The following is a 26,155-nucleotide window of genomic DNA, read 5'->3' on the forward strand; positions in this document are numbered from 1 at the left end:
ATTTCAGATTTACGATATAGTTCCGGAATCATAAATCGTAATTCGCAAATCAGAAATTAATATATGGATCAATCTAAGAAACTAGCCAAATACGATCGTTTGTACGAACAAATCAAGCAGTACATTCAGTCGACGGAAGATGTCTGGGCTCGACTGGCGACCATGGAAGCGGTGTTGCATCACAAGATGCAATCTTTTTTTTGGACGGGAGTGTACGTGTTGATAGATGGAGAATTGATCGTGCGTTCATACCAAGGTCCTGTGGCTTGTCAGAAATTGCGTAACGGGGGTGTTTGTTGGGCGGCTATTAATTCGGGAGAAACCGTTATCGTGGATAATGTGGAAGAGTTTCCCGGACATATCGCGTGTAATGCGGCTTCAAAAAGTGAAATTGTAATCCCGCTAAGAGATCAAAAAGGGGTTATTTTCGGTTGTTTAGACGTGGATAGCGATCATTTATCGGCATTTGACAAGGAAGACGAGATTGGGTTGAAGAAAATTTTGTCACTTCTTTATCAGTCAGATAGCGTAAAATGAACTCATAAATGTGAAAAATAAGTTAAGAGGCTTTTGATTTTTCTTAAGAGTGTGTTATCTTAGGGGCATGAATAATGAAATTTATCACGTAAAATACAAAACTCAGAGGATTATGAAAAAACTACTTTTATTTGTTCTAGTAAGCTTTTTTGTGGGAACACTTGCAGCACAAACGACGGAAGAAGAAGCAGGTAAATTAAAGAACGCGGGAAATGCCGCATGGAAAGCAAAAAATTACAAGGAAGCATTTACCAATTGGGAGAATTATTTAAAAGCAATAGATTTTAAAGATGACGCCAGTGTTTACAACGTGGCTGTTTGTGCTAATAAACTGAAAGATTACGCGGCTGCCGAGAAGTATTTCACGATGTCTATCGCGAATAAATACAAATTAAAAGATTCCTATGCCGGCAAAGCAGATGCCGAGAAGAACTTGAAGAAAACAGACCAGATGATTAAAACACTGGAAGAAGGAATCAAGGCGACTCCGGGACAGAATTCCGCTTTGATGAGAACATATGCCGTGTATTTCTTGAAAGAAGGGCAGAAATTCCAAAAGGCGAATAATATTGCCAAGGCTGCCGAGAATTACCAGAAAATAGCCAACATGAGTGACAAAGGTTTTAAAGCTCAAGGATTGGTTAGTTTAGGTACTTTGTATTTTAATAACGGTGCCGCTATTCTTCAAGAAGCCACTCCTTTCGCTAACAAGGAAAATGATAAATACGAGGCAGGAAAAGCAAAAGCAATGGCAGAGTTTAAAAAAGCTCAAGGGTTCTTGGTTGAAGCCATGAGTGCTGACCCGAAGAACGTGGAAGCTCCTGAGGTTCTAAAGGAAGTAAAGGACGCCATGACAAAATTGACAACTCCTCAAAGTTAAAGATAGTCTTGCTAAAGAGGAAGAGGGCTAAGATTTACTTAGCCTTCTTTTTTTTATGCCGTTTTTTTTTGTAATTTTGAACAAATTGGTGAGGAATTTTAAAATTCAATGATATGAAAACAGATTCTTTTAGCGGTAAGTTACCATGGGAGGGACGACCGCCTATTTTCGAGCATGTAAAAGCCCATTTGAAAGACAAGAATGAGAAGGATAGATATTTACCGGATGTTAGCGAGAATAACCTACATTGGAAGGATTATACCCCGGGGTATAATGATTACTCGTTGATAGATAGAGAAGACCCTAAGATAAACTCAAAGTTTATTAACCGGTTGATTTATTTATTCGATAATTATTCAAAACATGCGCATCTTGAAGATAAGGTCAAGTTCTATAATATGGTGAAAGATCATCACATCATAGGGTACATGGATGAGTTTTTTGAAAAATTGTCTGATAGAAAGATAAGGATTGAATATAATGCTATAGAATTAATTTACTGGATGGTTCGAAAAGCACCGGACCAGGAAGTGGTGAAGCTGGGTATTCTTTTTGTGGGTATGCTTCGTAATAAGAAAGATTTGAATTTACTGACCACGCTCAGCCAGCATGAAGAATTCACATTCTATGTCGGGATAGCACTGTTTAATATGACACCTGAATGGGAGGTTATTCTTATCAAACTGATAGAACCGTTAAGTGGTTACGGGAAATTACTATGCTTGCGATATTTACTTTCGAATTCGGAACAAGAAGACACGATAGAATGGTGTATCAGATATGGATATCAAAGACTGGAAATGACCGAGTTGGGTGTGATGGACTGTATGCAATATTGCAATGTCCCGGATTATCTGCAAAAGGAAAAATGGGACGAGCCATTGACGAGGGGCGTCCAAGTGATGCTTTTGTTTTCTTTACAATATATTGAATACGAACCGGTGTTTGACAGGATAGGGAAGATACTCTATTTGTATTTGCGCCAAACATGTGGGAAAAGGAGAGGGATCATACAATATTTCATACTATTATGGGCAGACAATTTTTTAAAATCTTTCAAAGAGAATGAAGAGGTTGTAGAAATAGCCGATATTACAGAAGAAGAATTCGCTGATATATGGATAGAAGTACTCCAAGAAAAGAAAAAGTCTTGGTATGCTGAATTTCATATGTGCTGGGACCTTGATCGGGACAAGCTGTGTAAACACGCTAACAAAGCATTTAGTGAATTACTGATGAAACGATTCGATCAGTGGTAATATTGGGATATTACTTCTGCCGCCTTAGGATACCCGAGGCGTTTCGAGATTTCGAGATCTTCGAGGGCTTCTTTGTAATTATCAACGACCAGCTTGGATATAGCCCGGTTGTAATAGGCTTTCGCGTTCGAGGGGTCTATTTGTATGGAGCGGGTGTAACTTTCGATAGCGTTGCTTAATTGTCCTTTTTGGTGGAAGATAACCCCCCGGTTAAAGAACAAGGCGCTTGATTTTAAACCTAACGAGATCGCTTTCTCGTAATCTGCCAATGCGCCGTCCAAATCCTTCATCCCGTAACGCACGATTCCCCGGTAATGATAGGCTTCCAGTAAATCGGGTTGCAGATTAATGGCATGGCTGTAATCTTGTATCGCTAAAGTGGGTTCACCCAAATTCTCGTGAATAATTCCCCGGTTGTAATATGCCATAGCATGGTTGGGCACGTTGGCAATCACGTAATTCATGTCTTTAAGCGCTTCTTGGGGTTGCTTCAGGTTTGCCAATGCAATAGCCCGGTTATAGTAAGCCGAAAAGAGATTCGGATCCAATGCGATGGCGTTATTGAATTCCTGTAAGGCCTTTCCGGGTTGTTCCCGGGTAATGTAATCCATACCCCGTCGGTTACTCTTCACCGCTTGATGATGTGAGCACGAGGTGAGTATGAAAAATAACATTATCCAGATATAGTGGCGCATATTTGTTTTTATAATTACGTGATTCAAAGTTAATGATTAATCGTGAAATAATAAATAATTATCTATTTTTATTTGAATATAACCGTTTTACGATATCATTTCTTTTCAGTTTCGTCAAGATACCGATAATTTCATCCTTGAATTCCCTTTTATACCAGAAGAAGAAGATATTCTGACGTTTTTTCTCTGTTTCTGTCTTGGCAGACTGAATCTTACGCGAGGAGTAGGGGTGAAGTCCGGAATAATACATATCCGTGGCTAATGTCATGGGCGTGGGTGTAAAATCCTGCACCTGTTCCAAACGGAAATCCAGTTCTTTTGTCTGGATGGCCAATTCTGCCATATCCACGAGACTGCATCCCGGGTGAGAAGATATAAAATAAGGTATGATTTGTTGCTTTAAATGCTCTTTTTTATTGATCGCGTTGAAGCGGGCTGTCAATTCATGAAATAATTTGAACGAGGGCTTGCGCATTAGATGCAGCACGTTGTCAGAACTATGTTCCGGTGCGACTTTAAAGCGCCCGGAAACATGGTGTTTAATGACCGTTTCGAGGTATTCCCGGTTTGTCGAGTCTACTTCTCTGTTACCCGTGCGGTGCATAACCAGATCATAGCGGATGCCCGAACCTATAAAACAGTGTTTCACTCGCGGTTCTTGCCGCACCTTATTATATAACTGTAACAGGTGCGAATGGTCGGTATTCAGATTTTTACACACGGTAGGGTGCAGACAGGAGGGACGTTTGCACAGTCCGCAAATGTTCAAGTCTTTGCCTCGCATCGCGTACATATTGGCAGAGGGTCCCCCCAAGTCGGATATGGTTCCCTTGAAATCCGGCATCTCGCACACGTGCTGTACTTCACGCAAGACGGATTGTTCGGAACGGGAAGCAATAAATTTTCCCTGATGAGCCGAGATCGTGCAAAAGGCACATCCCCCGAAACATCCGCGATGCAGGGTGATGGAATGTCGGATCATGTTGTATGCCGGTATTTCCTTGTCCTTGTATTTCGGGTGAGGCAATCGGGTGAACGGGAGATCGTAAACGGCATCTATCTCGTCCGTGGTCATGGGAGGATAGGGCGGGTTCACGATGATAAGTTTGTCCTCAATCGGTTGTATCAATTTGGCGGCGTGAATACTATTGGATTCTTCTTCGATATACCGGAAATTCGTGGCGTATTTCTTTTTATCCGTCAAGCATTCCTCGTGTGACGCTAAAGTAATGGTTTGCCATCTTTTATTCGTGGCGTATTTTTCTTCCTTATCCCGTAGCACGCAGGTTTGTGGGATATTTGTCAGACTGTGGAAAGGAATCCCTCTCCGTAACATTTGACAAAGCTCGGTAAGCGGTTTTTCTCCCATGCCATACACGAGCATATCTGCCTGACTTTCAAAAAGGATAGAGGGTTTAAGTGTATCTTTCCAATAATCGTAATGCGTGAAGCGACGCAATGATGCTTCAATTCCCCCGATAATGACGGGAGTATCCGGGAATAACTCTTTTAATATACGGGTATAAACGATGGTGGGCATATCGGGACGTGCCCCGCTACGATTACCGGGCGTGTAGGCGTCATCCGAACGGCGACGCTTGGCTGCCGTGTAATGATTGACCATGGAATCCATGCATCCCGGACTAATACCGAAAAACAAATTGGGTTTCCCTAATTTCTTGAAATCCCGTAAATCGTCTTGCCAGTTGGGTTGGGGAACGATAGCCACTTTCAAACCCAATGATTCCAACAGGCGTCCGATAACTGCTGCCCCAAAAGAGGGATGATCCACGTAAGCATCTCCGGAAAAGAGAATTACATCGATACTATTCCAACCCCGCTGTTCAACTTCTTTTTTGGTTGTCGGTAACCATTGCTGTATGTTGTAGTTCATAAGGTTCATAAAGTTTGTAAAGTTCATAAAGTTATTTCTTCACGAACTTTAGTCATTTGCTTGAAATTCGTTGCAAAGATACGGAAAGTCTCTGTAATAATTATATTTCGTTTGTTTCTTCTTGGTTGTCAAAATAAAAAATATCCGAAATCGTTTCTCCCTTCTTCAAGAGATGAGCCTGCCATCCGTTTGCCTTGGCTTGTTCTATATTGGCTTGATTATCATCAATGAATAATATTTCGCGAGGGGCTATTGCAAGTTCTTTCGTGATCCGCTCGTATGCTTTTGGATCGGGTTTCCGTAAATGTAATTCATCTGAATAGAAGTATTTGTCGAACAGGTCTTCAAAATCATACCCGAATTGCTCCCGGAACATGGCTTTATATGTTTTCCGGTGAGGATAGTTGGTATTACTGAAAATACAGGTTGTATAACGCTTTCTTATTGTTTTAATCAACTCTATTCTTTCTTTATTGTAGGGCTGAAGCATATTGTTCCAAGCCTTCCAAATATCCTCGTCCGATACGTTTTTTGATGCCGGAAAATTCACGTGAAATTCATCAATGAATTCGGCAGGAGTTATTAACCCGAGTTCGAGATCACGGAAAAACGACCCGTTCTCGGCTATAATGTCATTATAAGCGAGTCCGTCGATATTGAGTTCTTCAAAAGATTTAACTGTTTTATTAACATCGACATCCATAATGACACCACCGAAATCAAAGATAACAACATTACACGTGTCAGCAAATTTTCTTATTTCTTTCATACTCGTTACTTTTTATAGTTTATAAAAGCAAAAATAGGAACGAGAAACCGGAAAAAATTTGTGATAGATTAAAATCGTACCTTTATTCTCCTCGTATTCTACTTAGAGTGGGTAATGTAATACCGAGATAGGAGGAAATATAACCTAAATTAACCCTGTTGCACAAGCCGGGAAGATCCCGGAGTAGTTTTTCATACCGTTCTTTAGCGGGGAGTGTAAGCCTTTCGATACGCAAATCTTGTAATAGCAGAAATGCATCTTGATGAGAAACGCGAGCCCAATTAGCTAATTCGACATTGGTTCGGAACAACTCATTAAGTGTATCTATCGGAATGGAATATGCTATTGTTTCTTCAAGAGTCTGCACATACTCGAAACCAACCTTGTTCTTTAGAAAGTCCAACGATCCGTAAGTCCAGTCCCCCTCTTTGGAAAACCACGTGGTTATTTCTTTACCGTCAGACAGGATATAAGACCTCGTGAGCCCCGATTCTATAAAAAACACTTTCCGGTCGGGCTTGTCTGCCTTTATAATATGGGATTTACGGGGAAATAAGTGTTTTTCAAAACGGGAAGTCAATGCCTCTATCGTTTCATGGGATACAGGATACTTTTTTATAATGGATTCTATTATATTCTTCATGTCAGTTAGCTTTAAATTAGCTGGTGAATTTAACAAAGATACGGAAAGTCAATTAAAATACAGAATTAGAAATTGAAAATGAAAAATATTACCTTTGTCGGCAAATTTTGAAAGCAGAATGAAGAAAGTAAATATTATAAGTCTTGGGTGTTCCAAGAATCTCGTGGATACGGAGTTGTTGATGAAGCAATTGGAGAAAGTAGGGTATAGTGTTGAAGTTGATGTTGAGAATTCCAAGGCTAAGATTGTTGTAATCAATACTTGCGGGTTTATCGGGGACGCGAAAGAAGAATCGGTGAACACGATACTGGAACAGGTGGAGTTGAAGAAAGAGGGAAAGGTGGACAAGATATTTGTTATGGGATGTTTGTCCCAACGTTACGAGCCGGAATTACAGAAAGAGATCCCGGAAGTGGATGCTTATTTCGGGAAATTTGACTGGAAGGGTATTTTAGCGGAGCTTGGGAAAGAGTACGATGAAAAGCTTCGGAATGAACGCCATTTGACGACACCGCCGCATTACGCCTATTTAAAGATATCGGAAGGATGCAACCGTAAATGCTCTTATTGTGCCATTCCGATCATGACGGGAGAATACAAATCCCGTCCTTTCGAGGAAATCGTTGATGAAGCGGAGCGTTTGGCTAAACAAGGGGTAAAGGAACTATTGGTGTTGGCACAGGATATTACTTATTACGGGATTGATAAGTACGGGAAAAATCGACTTGCCGAGTTGGTGGAGCGAATTGCAGATATCAAGGGAATCAAGTGGATAAAATTGCATTACGCTTATCCGGCGGGGTTCCCGATGGAGTTGCTGCCCGTGATGCGGGAGCGCGAAAATGTATGCAAATATCTGGATATTGCTTTGCAGCATTGTAGTGATCACATGCTGAAACAGATGCGAAGAGGGGTAACAAAACAACAGACCATAGACCTCATCAATAAAATTCGAGAAGAAGTACCCGGAATAGCCTTGCGAACCACTTTAATGGTGGGACACCCGGGAGAAACGGAAGAGGACTACCGGGAATTGATTGATTTCGTGGAAATGATGAAATTCGAACGTCTGGGGGTATTCCCGTACTCGCACGAGGATGATACTTATTGCGACAAGAATTATAAAGATGATGTTGCTGAAGAAATAAAAAATAAGCGGGCGGAAGAATTAATGGAAAGACAGTTGGAAGTGGCGGCGGCGTTGAATCAAAGTTGGATCGGGAAGAAACTTACCGTATTGATAGATAGGACGGAAGGCGAGTTTTTCGTGGGACGCACGCAATACGATTCGCCGGAAGTGGATCAGGAAGTATTTGTAACAACCGACCGTCCTTTACAAGTCGGAGAGTTCTATGAAGTGGAAATCACGAGCGCGGAACCGTTCGAACTATACGGCGTAATCTAAAAATTTTATAAAAAATATAGAAACGGAGAATAATTTTTCGTTTTTATTCGTACTTTTACTCATCGAGGTTCATTGAAATTTTGATGAGTATTTTTTTGTATGACTTTTTACTAACTACAAATATAAATACCATGTTGAATAATCTATTTTGGATAGTACCGGCATGTGCCGTTATCGCACTTCTGTTCGCGAGGATTTTCTTTAAAGGGATGATGAAAGAGTCGGAAGGAACCGACACGATGAAACGTATTGCCGGACATGTCCGCAGGGGAGCTATGGCTTATTTGCGACAACAATACCGGATCGTGGGTATGGTGTTCCTCGTGTTGTGTATTCTGTTTGCTTGGATGGCGTACGGTCCCGGGCTGCAAAACCCGTGGGTATGGTTTGCTTTTCTTACCGGAGGTTTCTTTTCCGGTCTGGCAGGCTATATCGGGATGAAAACCGCAACTTATGCTTCGGCGAGGACGGCAAATGCCGCACGCAGAAGTTTGAACGATGGATTGAAAGTCGCTTTTCGTTCGGGTGCGGTAATGGGATTAGTAGTGGTCGGCTTGGCTCTGCTTGATATTTCGTTATGGTGGTTATTGCTCGATTATTTCGTGGAAGAGGCTACATCCACGGAGAAAGCGATAGTGATCACGACAACCATGTTGACCTTTGGTATGGGGGCATCGACGCAGGCGCTGTTTGCCAGAGTGGGGGGAGGTATCTTCACGAAAGCGGCCGACGTGGGTGCTGATCTCGTGGGTAAGGTTGAAGCGGGTATTCCGGAAGATGATCCTCGTAATCCCGCGACCATCGCAGATAACGTGGGGGATAACGTGGGGGACGTTGCTGGTATGGGGGCAGACCTTTACGAATCGTATTGCGGTTCTATTCTTGCCACGGCTGCTTTAGGTGCCGCGGCGTTCCGACTGGAAGCGGATATGCAATTTAACGCCATACTGGCCCCGATGCTGATTGCCGCTTTTGGAGTTATCTTATCGTTGCTGGGTATATTTATGGTAAAAACAAAAGAGGGTGCTTCTCAACAACAATTACTGAGAGCGCTTGACCGGGGGATAAATGTAAGTTCAATTCTTATCGTGGGCGCCAGTTTCTTGGTGATCTATTTATTGGGATTGAGTTATTGGATTTGCGGATCCGTGATTGTCGGGTTGATAACGGGAATCATTATCGGTAAAGGAACAGAATATTATACTTCACATGCCTATAAACCGACGCAGGATATTGCCAAGAGTTCGGAAACCGGACCCGCAACCGTGATTATTAAAGGTATCGGTACGGGTATGATTTCGACGGCTATCCCGGTTTTCACGATCGTGGTGGGTATTGTACTTTCATTTTTGTTCGCGTCACAATTCGACTTCTCCAACATGTCCATGGGATTGTACGGAGTGGGTATTGCCGCTGTCGGAATGCTTTCTACCTTGGGTATCACGTTGGCAACGGATGCTTACGGACCGATAGCCGATAACGCGGGGGGGAATGCCGAAATGAGTCATTTGGGCGAGGAAGTTCGTCATCGTACGGATGCATTGGATGCTTTAGGCAATACAACCGCGGCGACAGGCAAAGGATTTGCTATCGGTTCCGCGGCTTTGACCGGATTAGCATTGATTGCCTCTTATATCGAGGAAATAAAAATTGGATTGTTACGTATGGGAGAGGAGATTCTGACAGTCGGGGAAAACACGGTAAGAACGGCTGATGCAACGTTACAGGATTTTATGATTCATTATGATGTTACTTTAATGAACCCGAACGTGTTGGCAGGTATTTTTATCGGTTCCATGATGGCATTTGTATTCTGTGGACTGACGATGAATGCCGTCGGACGGGCTGCACAAAAAATGGTAAACGAAGTACGTCGCCAATTCCGTGAAATCAAGGGTATCATGACCGGAGAAGCAGAACCGGATTACGCTAAATGCGTGGAGATTTCGACTAAAGGCGCCCAACACGAGATGATCTTCCCGTCATTGCTGGCTATCATTATTCCCGTGGCTATGGGACTTATCTTCGGTGTTGCTGGTGTAATCGGTTTGTTGGCCGGGGGCTTGGGAAGCGGATTCGTGCTCGCTATCTTTATGGCAAACTCCGGTGGTGCATGGGATAACGCTAAAAAGTATATTGAAGAAGGCAATCTAGGGGGTAAAGGTTCCGATAACCACAAGGCTACCGTGATCGGAGATACCGTGGGTGATCCGTTTAAGGATACTTCCGGACCGAGTTTGAATATTTTGATAAAATTGATGAGTATGGTCGCTATTGTTATGGCAGGAGTGACTTGTGCATATAGCCTTCTCTAAGTTCCGACTATCTATCCAAGTAGTTGGTGTTTGCCCAAGTATACGTGATGAATATACTTGGGCAATTTTTATGTCCGTTTACTTCAGATAAAAGATAAACCATGAAAGGCTTAACTTTTTTGAAAAATAATCGTATCTTGTAAAAAAATAAAAGAAAGAGATATGAGTACATTAAAAGAAGCTTTAGCACATAGAAGAAGTTATTACGCTATTACAAATAAATCATTAATTACTGATAGCGAGATAGAAGATATTGTAAAGTTTGCCGTGAAGAATATCCCTTCCGCGTTTAACTCCCAAACAACACGAGTTGTTTTGTTATTAGGAGAACAGCACCTGAAATTATGGAATATCGTGAAAGATACATTGCGTAAAATCGTTTCAGAAGAAGCATTTAAGGCAACCGAGAAGAAAGTCGATACATCATTTGCCGCGGGATATGGTTCCGTGCTCTTTTTTGAAGACCGTACCGTGGTCGAGGGATTACAAAAAGCATTCCCAACCTATCATGAAAAATTCCCTATATGGTCGCAACATACTTCTGCCATGCATCAGTTAGCTATTTGGACAATGTTGGAGGATGCCGGCTTCGGTGCTTCGTTGCAACATTACAATCCTTTAATTGATGAAGCCGTTATCGCGGAATGGGGACTACCCGAGAATTGGGAATTAGTTGCACAGATGCCTTTCGGTATTCCGTTGCAAGAACCCGGGAAAAAAGAGTTTAATCCGTTGGAAGAAAGGGTTCGTATCTTTAAATAACAAATTTCAGAATCTATACAAAGTACCCCGGTTTGGTATACAAACCGGGGTACTTTGTATATTCTTCCGGAAAGACTTCTGTCTTGTATCTATTTTTGAAGCATAATTAATTAAAACCGATTATGGAAAAGATAGAAGTTATTACACGAGTTTCAAAATTAGTCATACTCTTTTTATTCGCGGTAACACCGGTGATGCTCAACGGGCAAGACAATCGAAAAGTCTTGACGCGGTCGATACGGGGAACCGTGGTAGACGTAGCTTCGGGTTATCCGATTGCTTACGCTTCGGTTGCTCTGCTAGGAAGACCGGGAACGGGAGCGATCACGGATAGTTCGGGACATTTTATTATAAAAAATGTACCTGTCGGGCGTCACGATATACAGGCATCGTTCGTGGGATATGAATCCGCTATTTTTAAAGAAATACTTGTCACTTCCTCTAAAGAAGTGTTTCTGAACATTCCGTTGAAAGAGGCTATACGGGAACTGGACGAAGTCACGGTGCGTCCGAGTCTGAATAAAGAGCAACCGTTAAATAAAATGGCAACGACGGGAGCGAGGATGCTGAGCGTGGAAGAGGCAAGCCGATACGCAGGGGGAATGGATGATCCAGCGCGTCTGGTCAGTTCTTTTGCCGGGGTATCACCTGCCATGTCAACGAACGGGATTTCTATTCACGGGAATGCTCCTCACTTGTTGCAATGGAGATTGGAGGACGTGGAGATACCGAACCCGAATCATTTTGCCGATTTATCAATTCTCGGGGGAGGTATTCTTTCGGGGTTAAGCAGTCACGTGTTGGGAAATTCGGATTTCTTTTCCGGGGCTTTTCCCGCCGAATTTAGTAATGCCGTGTCCGGTGTTTTCGACATGAAATTGAGAAACGGGAATAACCGTCGAGTGGAGAACACGATACAAATCGGATTGCTCGGTATGGACTTTGCCTCGGAAGGCCCGTTGACGAAGAAACATAATTCCTCTTATATATTCAATTACCGCTATTCCACGACGGGGATACTCGAGAAAGCGGGTATTGTTGACTTCGGGGGTATACTGGATTATCAGGGCTTGAATTTCAAATTTAACATTCCCAAGCGGAAAGCGGGAACCTTTTCCGTCTGGGGAACCGGACTGATCGATAAATCCGAAAGTGAATTCGAGAAGAACCCCGAAGAATGGGAATATCTCGGCGAACAGATGGAGAGCGAAACAAGTCAGTACATGGTGGCGGGAGGCATCTCTCACAGCTATTTCTTCAACGATAACACGCGATTGAAAACCATTGTTGCCGCTACTTATTTCAGGCATAAAGGATTTGTTGACTTCTATGATTTCGATTTGAACAAGTACCCGAATCTGGATTTGGTACGTAATAACACGAACTTGATTTTCTCCGCCATATTGAACCGGAAATTCAGTGCAAAATTTACCAACAAAACGGGTTTTACTTTCACGAAGATGTACTACGACATGGAAATGAACCTGTCCCCGTACACGATGCAACCATTGGAATTGATATCCAAGGGTGACGGCAACACGAATCTGATCTCCGGGTACACGAGTTCATCCATCGGACTGAGCGACCGGGTAACCCTAAGCGTGGGACTTAACGCACAGGTACTCACGCTAAATAATCATTGGACGGTAGAGCCTCGTGCCGGAATAAAATGGCAGGCTACCCCGAAAGCCTCGTTTGCCTTGGCTTACGGGCTTCATAGCCGGATGGAAAAAATGGATGTTTATTTCGTGCGTACCCGAAGCACGGGTACGGAACCCGTGAACAAGGATTTGGATTTTTCGAAGGCGCATCACGTGATGCTTTCGTATGGTTGCAGGTTATCCGATAACTTGAATTTAAGGATTGAACCTTACTTCCAACATCTATTTGATATTCCCGTGATTGCCGATAGTTCCTATTCCGTGCTGAACCGTGTGGACTTCTACGTGGAGGAAGCCTTGAAGAACAAGGGAAAGGGACGTAACTTCGGGGTAGACGTAACCTTGGAAAGATACTTGAATGACGGTGTTTACTACATGATATCCGGTTCGCTTTTCAGTTCCAAATACAAGGGAGGGGACGGCAAATGGCGGAACACGAAATATAACCGGCAATTTATTATCAATTGTCTGGGCGGCAAAGAGTGGATGTTAGGACAAGACAAGCAGAATATACTGGGAATCAATCTGAAAATGACCATGCAGGGAGGGGATCGTTATAGTCCGGTTGACAGGGTGGCAACGCTTGACGCTCCCGATAAAGTGGTACAACATGATGAAACGAAAGCATTCACGAAACAATTCTCGCCGATGTTTATCGTCAATTACACGATCAGTTACAAGATAAACAAGAAAAAAGTTTCTCATGAATTTGCCTTGAAAGGCTTGAATGCAACGGGTTGTAAAGAATATTACGGTCACGAGTATAACTTTAATACGGGAGAGATCAAGCCGTTGAGAAGTGCAACCGCTTTGCCGAACATAAGTTATAAGTTGGAATTTTAAAAATTTATAGAGATAAGGTATTACATTTGTACGCGTGGAAATAAACAAATATCAAATCATGAATTTGAACACGAAAGGGCAGAAGCTGCTGCATCATATCTTGATAAACCCGAAGGCTAAGGTTTGGCGGCACGCTCTCCTGATTGTGGCTATCGCTTCGGTTTCTTTCAACCAGACGTATATAGTTTTTCAACACGGGATTCCCGTGTTGAAAAACTATACCTGATAGCCTTGTTTGCAGCCTTATCGTATCTGGTCGTTGTCTATTACAATATTTACGTGCTGATTCCCAAGTATCTGATAAAAAAGAAATACACGTTGTACGGTATAGGAGTTGCTATCTCGGTGATATTGCTTCTGTGCGGGCAGAACTTGATCGAGGATATTACCCGTTCATACTTGGGAGAAGCGGGAATGAACTATCTCAGTCCGGTATCCTTGATAAACAATATATCTTCTTTTACCACCATCTCTCTCTGTTTGGTGGGTGGATCTATTACCGTGCTGCTGAAATATTGGATGCTGGAAAACCAACACGTGAGCCGGTTGGAGAAGATGCATATTCAATCGGAAGTGGAGCAATTGAAAGAACAGGTGAACCCGCAATTATTGTTCAACATTCTGGATAAAACCGGACGTTTGGCAAACACGGAGCCGGAGGAATCTTCCCGTATGCTATTCAAATTGAGTCAACTCCTAAGATACCAGTTGTATGATTGTAGCCGCGGCACGGTATTGCTGGATGCTGAAATTCGTTTTCTAGGCAATTACCTGTCACTGGAGCAAATATATTCACGGCAATTCGAATACCGGATTTCATCGGAAGGAGAGGTCAGGCGGGTGTTTATCCCACCTTTATTATTTATCCCTTTCGTGCAGTGGTGCGTGATGCAAATATACAAAGAGAACCAACAGGGAGTGCTTCACTTGGATTTTAAAGCGGATAAGAAACAGGTTGAATTTGTTTGCGAACACGATCGCAAAACAATTCCCGGGGAAGGCGATCTTTCAAGAATAAAACAACGCTTGGCTTTCTTGTACAAAACCGATTATTCGTTAGCCCTCGCTGAAAATTCCATTCATTTAACGTTAAAACAGCCGGAATCATGATAAAAGACATAGACCGAAGTATACCTGATTTCCTGTCATCCCCCAAGTTCCGGGTACACAGGCATCTGTTATTGCAGTTGACACTTATCTGCATATCGTCGAGTGTTTTTGCCGACCTGTCGGGAGAGGTACTTGCCACGCGGGAACGGCTCTACTGTTTTATCGGGTTCTATCTCGTGCTTAATTTGGACGTGTATTGCAATCTTTATCTCCTTGCACCCCGTTTCCTTATGAGAGATCGTATTTCCAGCTATATATTATCCGTTGTCGGTATGATACTGTTTGCTATCCTGATTATATCCGTTTTGCAATCCAGTTTTTATAATCTCTATCAAACAGATCCCGTGTATAACCGGTATATCGTGTTGAATCTTGTTTCTTCAATGATATCAATCGGGCTGCTTACATTCGGTTCGTCAACCTTGCTACTTATAAAATACTGGATAGAATATAATCAGAGAGTGGATGAATTGGCTTCTTCCACTTTGCAGTCGGAACTGAAATTTCTGAAGAAACAAATCAACCCTCATTTCTTGTTCAATATGCTGAATAATGCCAACGTGCTGCTCCGCAAGAACCCGAAAGAGGCTTCCCGCGTACTGTTTCGTTTGAAAGACTTGCTGCGTTACCAGATAAATGACAGTACCAAAGAGAAAGTATCATTGAACTCGGAGATTCAATTCTTGAGTGATTTCCTGAATTTGGAGAAAGTGCGGCGGGATAATTTCGAATACCTGATTATGAAAGAGGGAAAAATGGAGCAGTTTTGGCTACCGCCATTGTTGTTTATCCCTTTCGTGGAAAATGCCGTGAAGCATAATCCGGACACGGAAAACAAGTCGTTCGTCTACCTTTCTTTTGAAGTGACGGACGAGCGTTTGATATTCCGCTGCCAAAATTCAAAGCCTGCAATAGCACCGGAACGCGCTGAAGTGGGAGGGTTGGGATTGAAAAATATAAAACGTCGGTTGGAATTGTTATTCCCGGGTAACCATTCTTTGGAAATTCAAGAAGACGAAAAAACATACACTGTAAATTTACACCTGATATTATGAATTGTATTATTGTAGATGATGAACCGTTGGCAAGAGAAGCCATAGAATTATTGACAGGGGAGAACACGCGATTGAAATTGACGGGGACATTTAATAATGCATTGTCCGCTTCCCGGTTTATGGAGGACAACCCCGTTGATCTGGTATTTCTGGATATCCAAATGCCGGGCATCACGGGGATTGAATTTGCCCGGGCGATTCCCCGGAGGACTCTGGTCATTTTCACGACCGCGTACACGGAGTATGCCTTGGACAGCTACGAGGTGGATGCTATTGATTATCTGGTGAAACCCGTGGAGGCAGAACGTTTCCAAAAAGCCGTGGAAAAAGCGATGATATACCATGCACTCTTGTTGCAGGAAGAAAAAGAGAATATCGAACCGGTAGATAATGAATTTTTCTTCGTGAAGTCCGATCGCCGTTATTTCAAAGTGAATTTCAAAGATATACTTTTTATCGAGGGACTGAAAGATTACGTGATTATCCAACTGGCAGACCAGCGTATTATTACCCGGATGAACTTGAAAACGACATATGAACTCCTGCCTAAAAAAGACTTCCTACGGGTAAATAAATCATATATCGTGAACACGAATCATATTGACTCTTTCGACAATAACGACATCTTTATCGGGAATTACGAAATAGCGATAGGCAACACGTACCGGGATTCATTTTTCGATACGTTTATGAAGAGGGGATAAATTCAAGGTAAAAAACGTTTTCACGCGTTTGTCCTAGAGTAATCCCGGTAATATCGTGATGCAAACGGGTAATACTTGAGTTGTAATGTGGTTGCACGTTTGTTGTAGATACAGTGTAGAAACGCTTCGGGGTATATCTGCAACGGATGAACAATGGTAGAACATCGAATGAAGGAGCCTACTTGGGGAGAAAGGTAACCTTTACGCATGAGATTTTCAGACTATCGTACATATACGATATTTATTGATTTTATTTGGAGTTTTCATGTATTGTTCGTAGATTTACGAATAACAAACAATCTAAAGAATGGAAGATAAGAAATACTCTGACGAACAAATACAGGTAGCCCGTTTTGCCAAGGCAATGGGGCATCCGGCAAGAATGGCGATTCTTGATTTCCTTGCAGGACAGGAGAATTGCTATTTTGGAGATATTCACGAGGAATTACCTATCGCGAAAGCGACTGTTTCTCAGCACTTGAAAGAACTGAAAAAAGCAGGTTTAATACAAGGAGAAATTGAAACTCCCAAGGTGAAGTATTGTATCAACCGGGAGAATTGGGCTTTAGCAAGTAGATTATTCGCGAATTTCTTTTGCGAGTGTAATCGGGTGCGGCTTTAGTGGCCGTTGTCGGCGTACTTGTCGAAGTGCTGGTTATGCTTGCTTTGGTACGAATGGCAAACTGAACTAAAAAGTGGTTCCCTGCGCTAGGGAGTAACACGATCAAGATATGAACAAGAGAGGAGTATCATTAGTTTACCCGCGCGCAAGCGGCGGGCTATGGCTTGTCCCGACTATCTTTAGAGTAGAAACACTGTTGAAACATACCATGAAGGCAAATCAGCGAAGATGCTTCGTTCATGCTTCGTTCATGCTACGTCTATGGTGTAGAGAAAGTATAGAGTAAAGGCAGAGCAATGTATGCCAAGTTCACATTAAATGAATCAATAATGAAATCACGTATTCAAAGTTATATATATATTATCAGCGTTCTCGTGTTATTGGGAAGTTTATTTCTTCTAAGGGGAAATATTAGTCGTTTTCTATCGGGGATACAAACGAAAAATAGTACGGATATAAAACATGAAGCGATAGCCGATACAATCATCAAACGATACAATTACAACCGGAATGACAGTGATTATCAAGTCACTTTTTTAGAATTCGGGGCAACTACCTGTCATTCTTGCAAACTAATAGAGAAAGTCATGGAGGAAGTGCGAGAACGCTATTCGAGCAAAGTAAATACCGTGTTTATTAACGTGACTCTTCCCGCAAATAAAGATATCGTGAAATATTTTGGAATCGTAACTATTCCGGCTCAAATATTACTTGACAAAAATGGGAAAGAATATTATCGTCATGAAGGCTATATCTCGGCAGATGATTTGAGTAAACAATTTTTCATTCGGGAATAACGGACAATATCCTCGTCCCTTATTTCTTACCGAATACTTTGGGATTCTTTGGGTATTTCCCTGATAAGAGCATATAAAGATAGCTAGTTCATAACGAACTAGCTATCTTTATATGTATATTTACTTGAATCAAATCTTAGAGTTCACTATATTCAGAAAATCGGTTTTCATTTTGATTAACGGATACCAATCAAAAGAGAATTAGTAAAAAAGTCCGCAACAAAATAATTGGAATATTTACTAACAACATCTTTTGGAATTAATACAGACGAAACGTATTTTCGCAAGTGGAACAAGAAATAGTGTATCACCCAAGTATACACTTAAATAAGATTGTACAATGAATTCAAAGAACAAAATGAATACTGATTACAAGGTTGGCGATTTAATTTATGATGCAAATATTTATGATGGATTAAATACCTTTTTATTCGATTTGCAATTTTACAAAAAGTGGCTGCCGAAAAATAAGGATGCTAAAATACTTGAACTTTGTTGTGGTACAGGCAGGCTTACGCTTCCATTAGCAAAGGATGGATACAATATTTGTGGCGTGGATTACACTTCATCAATGCTTGAACAAGCAAAGGTGAAAGCTTCGGAAGCAGGATTAGAGATTAATTTCATTGAGGCCGATATTAGAACATTAAGCTTGCAGGAAAAATTCGACCTCATTTTTATTCCATTTAATTCAATCCATCATTTGTATAAGAATGAAGATTTGTTTAAGGCGTTTAATGTCGTTAAGAATCACCTTAAAGACGGAGGTCTATTTCTGTTAGATTGCTTTAACCCCAATATTCAGTATATAGTTGAAAGTGAAAAAGAACAGAAGAAAATTGCTGCATATACAACTGACGATGGGAGAGATGTATTGATAAAGCAGACAATGCGATACGAAACAGCAACCCAAATTAATCGCATAGAATGGCATTATTATATCAATGGCGAGTTTAATTCTGTTCAAAATTTGGATATGAGAATGTTTTTCCCTCAAGAATTGGATGCATATCTGGAATGGGCTGGATTTTATGTTATTCATAAGTTTGGCAGTTTTGAAGAAGAAATATTTAACGATAATTCAGAAAAACAGATATACGTTTTAGCAATGAAAACAAAAATATAGTAGCATGGTAGCTATAGACCCTAAAAGCATTGCCCTACAATTCAACGAATGCATTACAAATGCAGACCTGAATGGCTTGTCGAATTTAATGACAGAAGATCATATATTTATTGATACTGCAAATAATCGAATTAAAGGAAAGGATAATAATATAGTTCAGGCATGGCAGCCATTCTTCAATCGCTATCCTGGATACCAGAATATATTTGAAAATATTGTAGTAAGAGGTTCTACTGTTATTATGCAAGGTTATTCGATTTGTTCTGATGAGATACTTAATAATATTCATGCGATTTGGATTGCAGAAATTATAAAAAATAAGGTTGGGGCATGGCATATATATTCTGACACAAAGGCAAATAGAGAACTATTTGACCTATAATCCTTTATTTATCTGAACACAAAGGTATATTCCAAGAATAAAACGTCAAGGCTGAAATGAATTTTACCAGAAATTTTCTATTCTCATATCTTTCCGGTAAAAGCCTTGCCTTATGGTTACTAACTCGTTATCTCTGAATCTCAAAAACTCCGCTAAAAGTTTATTCTTCAATCGGTTAAATCAATCCTATGAAAATCTAAAATAAAAACAGCTATCTCCACGTGAGATAGCTGTTTTGTATGTAATAAATTCGATTGAAATCAAATCTTGGAGTTCACGATATTCAGAATATCAGTTTCCATTTGTTTTGCCAGTTCGACCACTCTTTCACCTCTGGAAATGATGTCGTTAGCATATTCTTTATCATCCAATCCGGCAGCGTTGATCTTCACGTTGAGGAAAGCGCCGATTACCCCGGAGCGGGCAGCCAAAGCTCCAACTCCGGCATCTGTTACTGAATTAGGGTTACCGATTTCAGCCATAGCTTTCACGACTTCCATGCACTCGAAGCAAAGCATCATCGTCTTGAAAGGAACTTCAGTAGCGAATTTGGTTGCGTCTTGGATAGCTTGATGGCGAGCGGCTTTTTCTTCCTCCGATTTCTTGGGTAACCCGAAGGCATCCATGATACGGTTGAAAGCGTTGGTATCCTCGTCAACCATTTTGATTAACTCAACTTGATAAGCCTTTCCTCTTTCTGCCCAATTGCTGAATTCTTCCCAACGTTCATCCCAACCGCGTTTGTGAGAGGAGAGGTTAGCCACCATGGTAGCCAATGAAGAAGCCAGAGCACCCATGTAAGCGGAAATAGAACCACCACCGGGAGCGGGAGATTCGGAAGCCGTTTCGTCAGCAAATTCACGAAGGTTCATATCAATCAGGAATTTCTTTCCTTGATTCATCTCGTCTTCCAGAATATATTCGATAATTTTCTTTCTCGGTTCGAAAGGATAAAGTTCATCCAAACCCAAAGACTTCACGGCAATCTTGATTAACTCCTTGTCGGAAACTCCGGTAGAGCGTTGTTGTTTGCGCAGGAAATAACGTCCGGCATCCAACATGGCTTTCAACGGAATTACACCTACCAACTCGGAACCCGTTACACGAATACCGCGATCTTGTGCTTTCCGGCATACTTCGTCAAATGCCTCGTGCACGGAAGTCACGGAAATATCGGTCAGGTTCATGGAAATTTGGGCGATACCGTATTCCTCGATAAACCAGCCGATGGCTTTCACGGATTTCAATGTTCCGGGAATCATCACGTTTTTACCTTTCTCGTCTTTCACGATTTTCCCGGTGATAGGGTTGCCTTCTCTCTTGGCACGTCCGCGTTCGCGCACGTCAAAAGCGATAGCGTTGGCACGACGGGTAGAAGTCGTGTTCAGGTTCACGTTGTAAGCAACTAGGAAATTACGTGCTCCCACGGCTGTTGCCCCAGTTTTTGCCGTCCATTCGTTCAATTCGCGGGGACCAAAATCAGGATGCCATTGCTCGCTGCTCAAACGTTCGCCCAAAGCCTCGTATTCCCCGGCACGGCAAGTAGCCAGATTTCTTCTTTCCGGGGTAAAAGCGGCGTTCTCGTAGCAATATACCGGAATATTCAATTCTTCCCCGATACGTTTTGCCAAAGCGCGAGCGTATTCCACGGTTTCTTCCATGGTAATATTGGACACGGGCACTAAAGGACACACGTCAGTAGCCCCGAAACGAGGATGCGCTCCTTTATGTTTTTTCATATCAATCAGTTCAGAGGCTTTCTTTACTGCGCGGAAAGCGGCTTCGCAAACTTCTTCCGGCGTACCTACCATGGTCACTACCGTGCGATTGGTTGCCTTACCGGGGTCCACGTCAATCAGACTAACACCTTCAACAGCCTTGATCTCTGCCGTAATCTGGTCAATAATGTGCATATCGTTCCCTTCACTGAAATTCGGAACGCATTCTATTAACTTTTTCATATCCTTGTTTAAATTGAAAATTACTATTTATAAAATATTCAGAATCACCTAATCACAAAATCGGAAATCATATAATCGACTACGGGTAACGTATCCTGTACGCTTTCCGAATCCATACTTTCTTGTAGTGTGAATACGGCATAACGCATCAGATTTGTTCCCCGTTCAAGAACACGGCTTCCACCAAGTCGCTTCCGTAAGCGTAGGGGAGATACTCGATTCCCGTGATCGGGGCAGTGATATAGAAATTGGCTTTTTTACCCACGGCGATACTGCCGAGTTCGTCTTCAACTCCCATGGCATAAGCCGAATTTATGGTTGTAGCGTTTATCACCTCTTCGGGAAGCATCTTGTAGTTGACACACCCGAGTGACATCACGAATTTCATGTTTCCGGAAGGAGAGGAGCCCGGGTTAAAATCAGAAGCCAAGGCTACCGGCAACCCCGCGTTTATCATCGCCCGAACGGGAGAGTAGGGCATATTCAAAAAGAACGCGGCACCCGGTAACACGGTCGGCATGGTTTCACTTCCTTTCAGTGCGGCTATTTCCTCTTCACCCACGTATTCGAGGTGATCGACTGAAAGGGCGTTATATTTTACCCCGACTTGGATACCACCCGAGTAGTCCAGTTCGTTGGCGTGTATCTTCGCCCGCATTCCGTACTTCATTCCGGCATTCAACATTCTGTCCGTGTCTTCCACGGTAAAGAATCCTTTGTCACAGAACACATCGATATAATCGGCCAAATCTTCTGCCGCCACTGCCGGAATCATTTCGTTAATAATCAAATCCACGTATTCGGTCTGTCGTCCTTTGTATTCCAACGGTACGGCATGAGCCCCCAAGAACGTGGATTTTATAGTTAAAGGAGTTTCTTCTTTCAGGCGTTTAATCACTCTCAACATCTTGAGTTCACTCTCTGTATCCAACCCGTAACCACTCTTGATTTCCACGGCTCCGGTTCCCAATGAAGCGATTTCTTGCAAACGGGCGTAAGCGGAATCAAATAATTCCTGCTCGGAAGCCTTGCGGATACGCTCGGCAGAATTTAATATACCACCGCCTCTTTTAGCGATTTCCTCGTAAGAGAGTCCTTTGATTTTGTCTATATATTCGATCTCGCGACTTCCCGCGTACACGAGATGCGTGTGTGAATCGCAATAAGCGGGCAACACAAGACGACCGGTCGCATCAACTTCCTGTACCGTGTCGGTATTCTCGTAAATAGCGTCTTGATTCAATTCGCTCATTTTCCCGAAAGCCTCGATACGATCATCATCGATTAGAAGGTAGGCATCATCAATTATGCCTAATTTCGCCATATCGGCACCCGCAACCCATTTACGCGGTTCTTCCTCAACCTGAACGAGTTGCTTTATGTTGATAATTAATGTTTTCATCCTTTTCGTGTTTATATCATTTGGGAACGAAAGTATTAAAAACCTTGAATATCCGCAAGGTTTTTACCTGAATACTTGCAATCTGTTCGCGTCTAATCTTAAGAAGATGAAAATAAGTATGGTAAATGCCCATAAGGAGGAGCCCCCGTAACTGAAAAACGGGAGCGGAATCCCGATCACGGGTACAAGACCTATCGTCATTCCGATATTCACCGCAACATGGAAGAATAGGATAGAAGCTACCCCATACCCGTATACGCGCGAAAAAGCGGAACGCTGCCGTTCTGCCAACTTTATCATTCGCAAAATGAACGCCATTAATAATAAAATCACGACGGAACTACCAAGGAATCCCCATTCCTCACCCACGGTACAGAAAATAAAGTCAGTACTTTGCTCCGGTACGAAATTGAATTTCGTCTGTGTTCCCTGCAAAAAACCTTTCCCGAAAAACCCGCCGGAGCCGATGGCTATTTTAGACTGAATCACGTTATAGCCCGAACCTTTGGGATCAACCTTTATACCCAGAAGTTCGTTTATACGATCTTGCTGGTGAGGTTGAAGATGGTCAAAAGCATAATCAACGGAAAGCGCGGCTCCCACGCATAGCCAAGATACAAGAAGCAACGCGATCATGTATTTCATCTTCCGCTGGTAAATCGGGAACAAGGCCGCGATTGTCGTTACAATGTACACGCTCAATAACATATAATAGAACGGGATAGACAGGTGGAACACCCAATCAACCAGAACGAATAACCCGAAACCACCCGCGATAAAAGCTACAATCTGTAATAATTCCCGCATATTATGCCTGTAATAATAGAAGGCTATCAACGTCCCGATAATGATAATTATCAAAACCGCGAAAGGAGAATAAAGCAAGGAGATGATAAATATAACGGGTACGATAAAGCAGAGCAACAGTATTGAGCCATGCAACCCTTCCCGGAACAGCACGAGAATAAAACTACTGTACACGAGTGCCGAACCCGTATCGTTCTGCAAAATAATCAATCCTGCCGGAATGGCAAGTATGACACCGATCGTGAGCAGGCTGGAAAAACGCATCATCTTGAAATTGTGACGACTCATAACATAAGCGATAGCCAGATTGGTGGCGAACTTGGCAAACTCTGCCGGTTGTATTCGTATATCCTTGATTTCAAACCATGAACGGGCTCCTTTTGCTTCCGTACCGAACAAAAGCACGGCGACCAACAGGAACACCATAAACCCGTATATCACGAGCGAGAAACTCGTGAAAAATTTACTGTCTGTCAATAGCACGAGGAAAGCCAACACGAAAGAAGCCCCGATCCATAGCAATTGCTTGCCGTACCTTTGGGTTATATCGAAAATACTACTATGTTCTTCGTCATAAACAGCCGCATATATATTCAGCCAACCGATGAAGACGAGCAAGATGTACAGCAAAATAGACACCCAGTCAATATTCGCCAATAATTTATTAGACCTGCTATTCATCACTTTTCTCGTTGCTTTTAATGGTTAGGTTTTTGATAAGATTTCCCTCGAACATCTCTTTTTCCAGTGGTTTCTTCTTGTCCGATATCTTGCCTTTCAAGTATTTTTCTATCAATAAGCCGGCAATCGGGGCGGCATAGCGCGAACCCCACACGCCATTTTCGACATACACGATTAACGCTATTTTGGGGTTCTCTACCGGGGCAAAAGCGATAAACACGGAATGGTCGTCACCTTCCGGGTTTTGTACCGTTCCCGTTTTCCCGGCTATCGTGACGGAATCCACTTGCGCCCGTCGTCCCGTGCCTTTAGTGATAACCATTTTCATTCCCTCGATAATGGGCTCGAAATGCTTTCGGTCTATCGGGATTTCGTGTTTTTCGATACGTCTGGCAACGTCATCCGTGGGACGCACGACATGGGGAGTCATGTAATATCCTCGGTTCGCCAGTATAGTTGCAAGGTTTGCCATTTGTATCGGAGTGATTAATAACTCACCTTGACCGATAGAAAGGGAGATAATGTATGACGGGAACCATTTTTGGGTTTTCAGCACTTTGTCATAGTAACCCTGCGTGGGAATGGAACCGGATACTTCATTGGTGAAGTCGGGACATAGCTTACTCCCGAACCCGAAGGAAGTCACGTATTTTCGCCATTCATTGTAAGCGTTACGCACGTTCCCGTACTCCGGTAATTCCAGTATCTGTTTGAAAACGGTCACGTAATAAGGATTGCACGAGTTCTCTATCGATTGCACCAGATCGACGGGAGAGCTGTGGTTATGGCATTTCATAAACCGCCCGCCGACAATAGGAGCTCCGCCGTGGCATGAAACCCGCGTATTCGTCGTGATCGCCTTTGTTTGCAACCCGATAAGAGCTTGCACGGTTTTAAAAATAGAGCCGGGGGGATACTGCGCCATGGTCGTTCTGTCAAAGAGAGGTCTTAGCGGGTCTTGAATTAACTTCGAGTAATTGTTTCCCCGGTCTAGCCCGACCATTAATTGCGGATCATACCCCGGACTGGACATTTTTACCAGTATCTCGCCCGTGCGGGGTTCTATTGCCACGATACCGCCTTTTTTGTTTTGCATTAATTGATAAGCGTATTCTTGCAGGTCGATATCTAACGTGGTATGTAAATCTTCTCCCACGACAGCCTCGTGGTCGTATTCCCCGTCCGCGAAGGAACCTTTCACCCGGTTAAAACGGTCGACTAATAAAATCTTTTTCCCTTTGGTTCCTCTCAAATGTTTTTCATATGTATATTCCAACCCGTTTGCGCCGACATAGTCACCGCGAGAATAAGAAGTATCTTTACCGATTTGTTCTTTTGTAACCTCGCTGATGTACCCGAACACGTCAGCCGAGTGATTCACGTTATATTTGCGTAACGTTCTGGTCTGAATATAGAAACCCGGGTAACGGTATAGCTTTTCTTGAAGTACGGCATATTTAGGCCCCGTGATCTGAGAGATCAGGGGAGATGCTTTCCATGTTGAATAATCCTTACATTCTTGAATCTTTCGTTCTAAATATTCTCTGGATATACCTAAAATCGAAATCAGTTCCAATGTATCAAACTGTTTTACCTGCCGGGGAATAATCATCAAATCATAGGCGGCTTGGTTATCCACCAAAAGTTTACCGTTACGGTCATAAATCAACCCGCGCGCGGGATATTGAGTTTCCGTACGCTGCGAATTGTTGTCCGCCATGACTTTATAGGTGTCATCTATCACTTGATAAGAAAACAAGCGAAACATATATATGGCGCATACCGCTATGATAATACCTGATATGATCCCTTTCCTGTATCCGAATTTATTCATATCAAAAGTCT

The 26,155-nt window shown here is 42.5% G+C and carries 23 protein-coding genes; 15 read left to right on the forward strand and 8 right to left on the reverse strand.

Annotated features, from left to right (window positions below; all coding sequences use genetic code 11):
* The first annotated feature begins 63 nt into the window (after positions 1-63).
* From CS948_RS14540 to CS948_RS14550, 3 genes are all read left to right on the forward strand, one after another.
* The gene (locus CS948_RS14540; RefSeq protein WP_099292430.1) at positions 64-537 is read left to right on the forward strand and encodes a GAF domain-containing protein; all 474 of its coding nucleotides are present in this window, start codon (positions 64-66) and stop codon (positions 535-537) included.
* A gap of 112 nt (positions 538-649) precedes the next feature.
* A complete protein-coding gene (locus tag CS948_RS14545; protein ID WP_099292431.1) occupies positions 650-1,417 on the forward strand; it encodes a hypothetical protein in 768 nt (255 codons plus the stop codon).
* Between the two features lie 113 nt (positions 1,418-1,530).
* The gene (locus CS948_RS14550) at positions 1,531-2,676 is read left to right on the forward strand and encodes a hypothetical protein (protein ID WP_099292432.1); all 1,146 of its coding nucleotides are present in this window, start codon (positions 1,531-1,533) and stop codon (positions 2,674-2,676) included.
* Here the strand turns inward: CS948_RS14550 and CS948_RS14555 are convergent.
* The 4 genes from CS948_RS14555 to CS948_RS14570 all read right to left on the reverse strand — a co-directional run bounded on the left by CS948_RS14555 (position 2,667) and on the right by CS948_RS14570 (position 6,677).
* Positions 2,667-3,287 (reverse strand): tetratricopeptide repeat protein, encoded by a 621-nt coding sequence (locus CS948_RS14555; RefSeq protein ID WP_099294541.1) that lies wholly within the window; start codon positions 3,285-3,287, stop codon positions 2,667-2,669. The two genes, CS948_RS14550 and CS948_RS14555, sit on opposite strands and share 10 nt — an antisense overlap.
* Before the next feature lie 142 nt (positions 3,288-3,429).
* Positions 3,430-5,265: a YgiQ family radical SAM protein gene (locus CS948_RS14560; protein ID WP_099294543.1), complete on the reverse strand. Its 1,836-nt coding sequence runs from the start codon at positions 5,263-5,265 to the stop codon at positions 3,430-3,432.
* 100 nt (positions 5,266-5,365) lie between these two features.
* Positions 5,366-6,034: an HAD family phosphatase gene (locus CS948_RS14565; protein WP_099292433.1), complete on the reverse strand. Its 669-nt coding sequence runs from the start codon at positions 6,032-6,034 to the stop codon at positions 5,366-5,368.
* Positions 6,035-6,116: 82 nt separating this feature from the next.
* Positions 6,117-6,677 (reverse strand): Crp/Fnr family transcriptional regulator, encoded by a 561-nt coding sequence (locus tag CS948_RS14570; RefSeq protein WP_099292434.1) that lies wholly within the window; start codon positions 6,675-6,677, stop codon positions 6,117-6,119.
* Between the two features lie 118 nt (positions 6,678-6,795).
* Here CS948_RS14570 and rimO point away from each other — a divergent pair, with 118 nt between their 5' ends.
* The 12 genes from rimO to CS948_RS14625 all read left to right on the forward strand — a co-directional run bounded on the left by rimO (position 6,796) and on the right by CS948_RS14625 (position 19,459).
* Entirely contained in the window at positions 6,796-8,082 is a 1,287-nt protein-coding gene (gene rimO, locus CS948_RS14575) for a 30S ribosomal protein S12 methylthiotransferase RimO (RefSeq protein WP_099292435.1), read from the forward strand.
* A 131-nt stretch (positions 8,083-8,213) separates the two neighbouring features.
* Positions 8,214-10,397, forward strand: coding sequence for a sodium-translocating pyrophosphatase (locus tag CS948_RS14580; protein ID WP_099292436.1), 2,184 nt, complete (start codon positions 8,214-8,216; stop codon positions 10,395-10,397).
* A gap of 162 nt (positions 10,398-10,559) precedes the next feature.
* The gene (locus CS948_RS14585) at positions 10,560-11,159 is read left to right on the forward strand and encodes a nitroreductase family protein (protein WP_099292437.1); all 600 of its coding nucleotides are present in this window, start codon (positions 10,560-10,562) and stop codon (positions 11,157-11,159) included.
* A 194-nt stretch (positions 11,160-11,353) separates the two neighbouring features.
* The gene (locus CS948_RS14590; RefSeq protein ID WP_255302106.1) at positions 11,354-13,663 is read left to right on the forward strand and encodes a carboxypeptidase-like regulatory domain-containing protein; all 2,310 of its coding nucleotides are present in this window, start codon (positions 11,354-11,356) and stop codon (positions 13,661-13,663) included.
* 34 nt (positions 13,664-13,697) lie between these two features.
* Positions 13,698-13,889, forward strand: coding sequence for a hypothetical protein (locus tag CS948_RS21480; RefSeq protein WP_141560961.1), 192 nt, complete (start codon positions 13,698-13,700; stop codon positions 13,887-13,889).
* A gap of 5 nt (positions 13,890-13,894) precedes the next feature.
* Entirely contained in the window at positions 13,895-14,773 is an 879-nt protein-coding gene (locus CS948_RS14595; protein ID WP_099292439.1) for a sensor histidine kinase, read from the forward strand.
* Positions 14,770-15,828: a sensor histidine kinase gene (locus CS948_RS14600; protein ID WP_099292440.1), complete on the forward strand. Its 1,059-nt coding sequence runs from the start codon at positions 14,770-14,772 to the stop codon at positions 15,826-15,828. The genes CS948_RS14595 and CS948_RS14600 overlap by 4 nt, the downstream gene beginning before the upstream one ends.
* Positions 15,825-16,532, forward strand: coding sequence for a LytTR family DNA-binding domain-containing protein (locus tag CS948_RS14605; protein WP_099292441.1), 708 nt, complete (start codon positions 15,825-15,827; stop codon positions 16,530-16,532). The genes CS948_RS14600 and CS948_RS14605 overlap by 4 nt, the downstream gene beginning before the upstream one ends.
* A 307-nt stretch (positions 16,533-16,839) precedes the next feature.
* Entirely contained in the window at positions 16,840-17,154 is a 315-nt protein-coding gene (locus CS948_RS14610) for a helix-turn-helix transcriptional regulator (protein ID WP_099292442.1), read from the forward strand.
* Between the two features lie 329 nt (positions 17,155-17,483).
* The gene (locus CS948_RS14615; RefSeq protein WP_176555069.1) at positions 17,484-17,951 is read left to right on the forward strand and encodes a co-chaperone YbbN; all 468 of its coding nucleotides are present in this window, start codon (positions 17,484-17,486) and stop codon (positions 17,949-17,951) included.
* Positions 17,952-18,309: 358 nt separating this feature from the next.
* A complete protein-coding gene (locus CS948_RS14620; RefSeq protein WP_099294545.1) occupies positions 18,310-19,077 on the forward strand; it encodes a class I SAM-dependent methyltransferase in 768 nt (255 codons plus the stop codon).
* Positions 19,078-19,081: 4 nt separating this feature from the next.
* Positions 19,082-19,459, forward strand: coding sequence for a nuclear transport factor 2 family protein (locus CS948_RS14625; RefSeq protein WP_099292444.1), 378 nt, complete (start codon positions 19,082-19,084; stop codon positions 19,457-19,459).
* A gap of 260 nt (positions 19,460-19,719) precedes the next feature.
* Here CS948_RS14625 and ftcD read toward each other — a convergent pair whose 3' ends face one another.
* From ftcD to mrdA, 4 genes are all read right to left on the reverse strand, one after another.
* On the reverse strand, positions 19,720-21,420 hold the full coding sequence (gene ftcD, locus CS948_RS14630; RefSeq protein WP_099292445.1) for a glutamate formimidoyltransferase: 1,701 nt from the start codon (positions 21,418-21,420) through the stop codon (positions 19,720-19,722).
* 148 nt (positions 21,421-21,568) lie between these two features.
* Entirely contained in the window at positions 21,569-22,822 is a 1,254-nt protein-coding gene (gene hutI / locus CS948_RS14635) for an imidazolonepropionase (protein ID WP_099292446.1), read from the reverse strand.
* 63 nt (positions 22,823-22,885) lie between these two features.
* Positions 22,886-24,310: a rod shape-determining protein RodA gene (gene rodA, locus CS948_RS14640; protein ID WP_099292447.1), complete on the reverse strand. Its 1,425-nt coding sequence runs from the start codon at positions 24,308-24,310 to the stop codon at positions 22,886-22,888.
* Positions 24,303-26,144, reverse strand: coding sequence for a penicillin-binding protein 2 (gene mrdA / locus CS948_RS14645; protein WP_099292448.1), 1,842 nt, complete (start codon positions 26,142-26,144; stop codon positions 24,303-24,305). The genes rodA and mrdA overlap by 8 nt, the downstream gene beginning before the upstream one ends.
* Positions 26,145-26,155 lie beyond the last annotated feature (11 nt).

This window comes from Butyricimonas sp. Marseille-P3923 (assembly GCF_900184685.1).
Taxonomy (GTDB): domain Bacteria; phylum Bacteroidota; class Bacteroidia; order Bacteroidales; family Marinifilaceae; genus Butyricimonas; species Butyricimonas muris.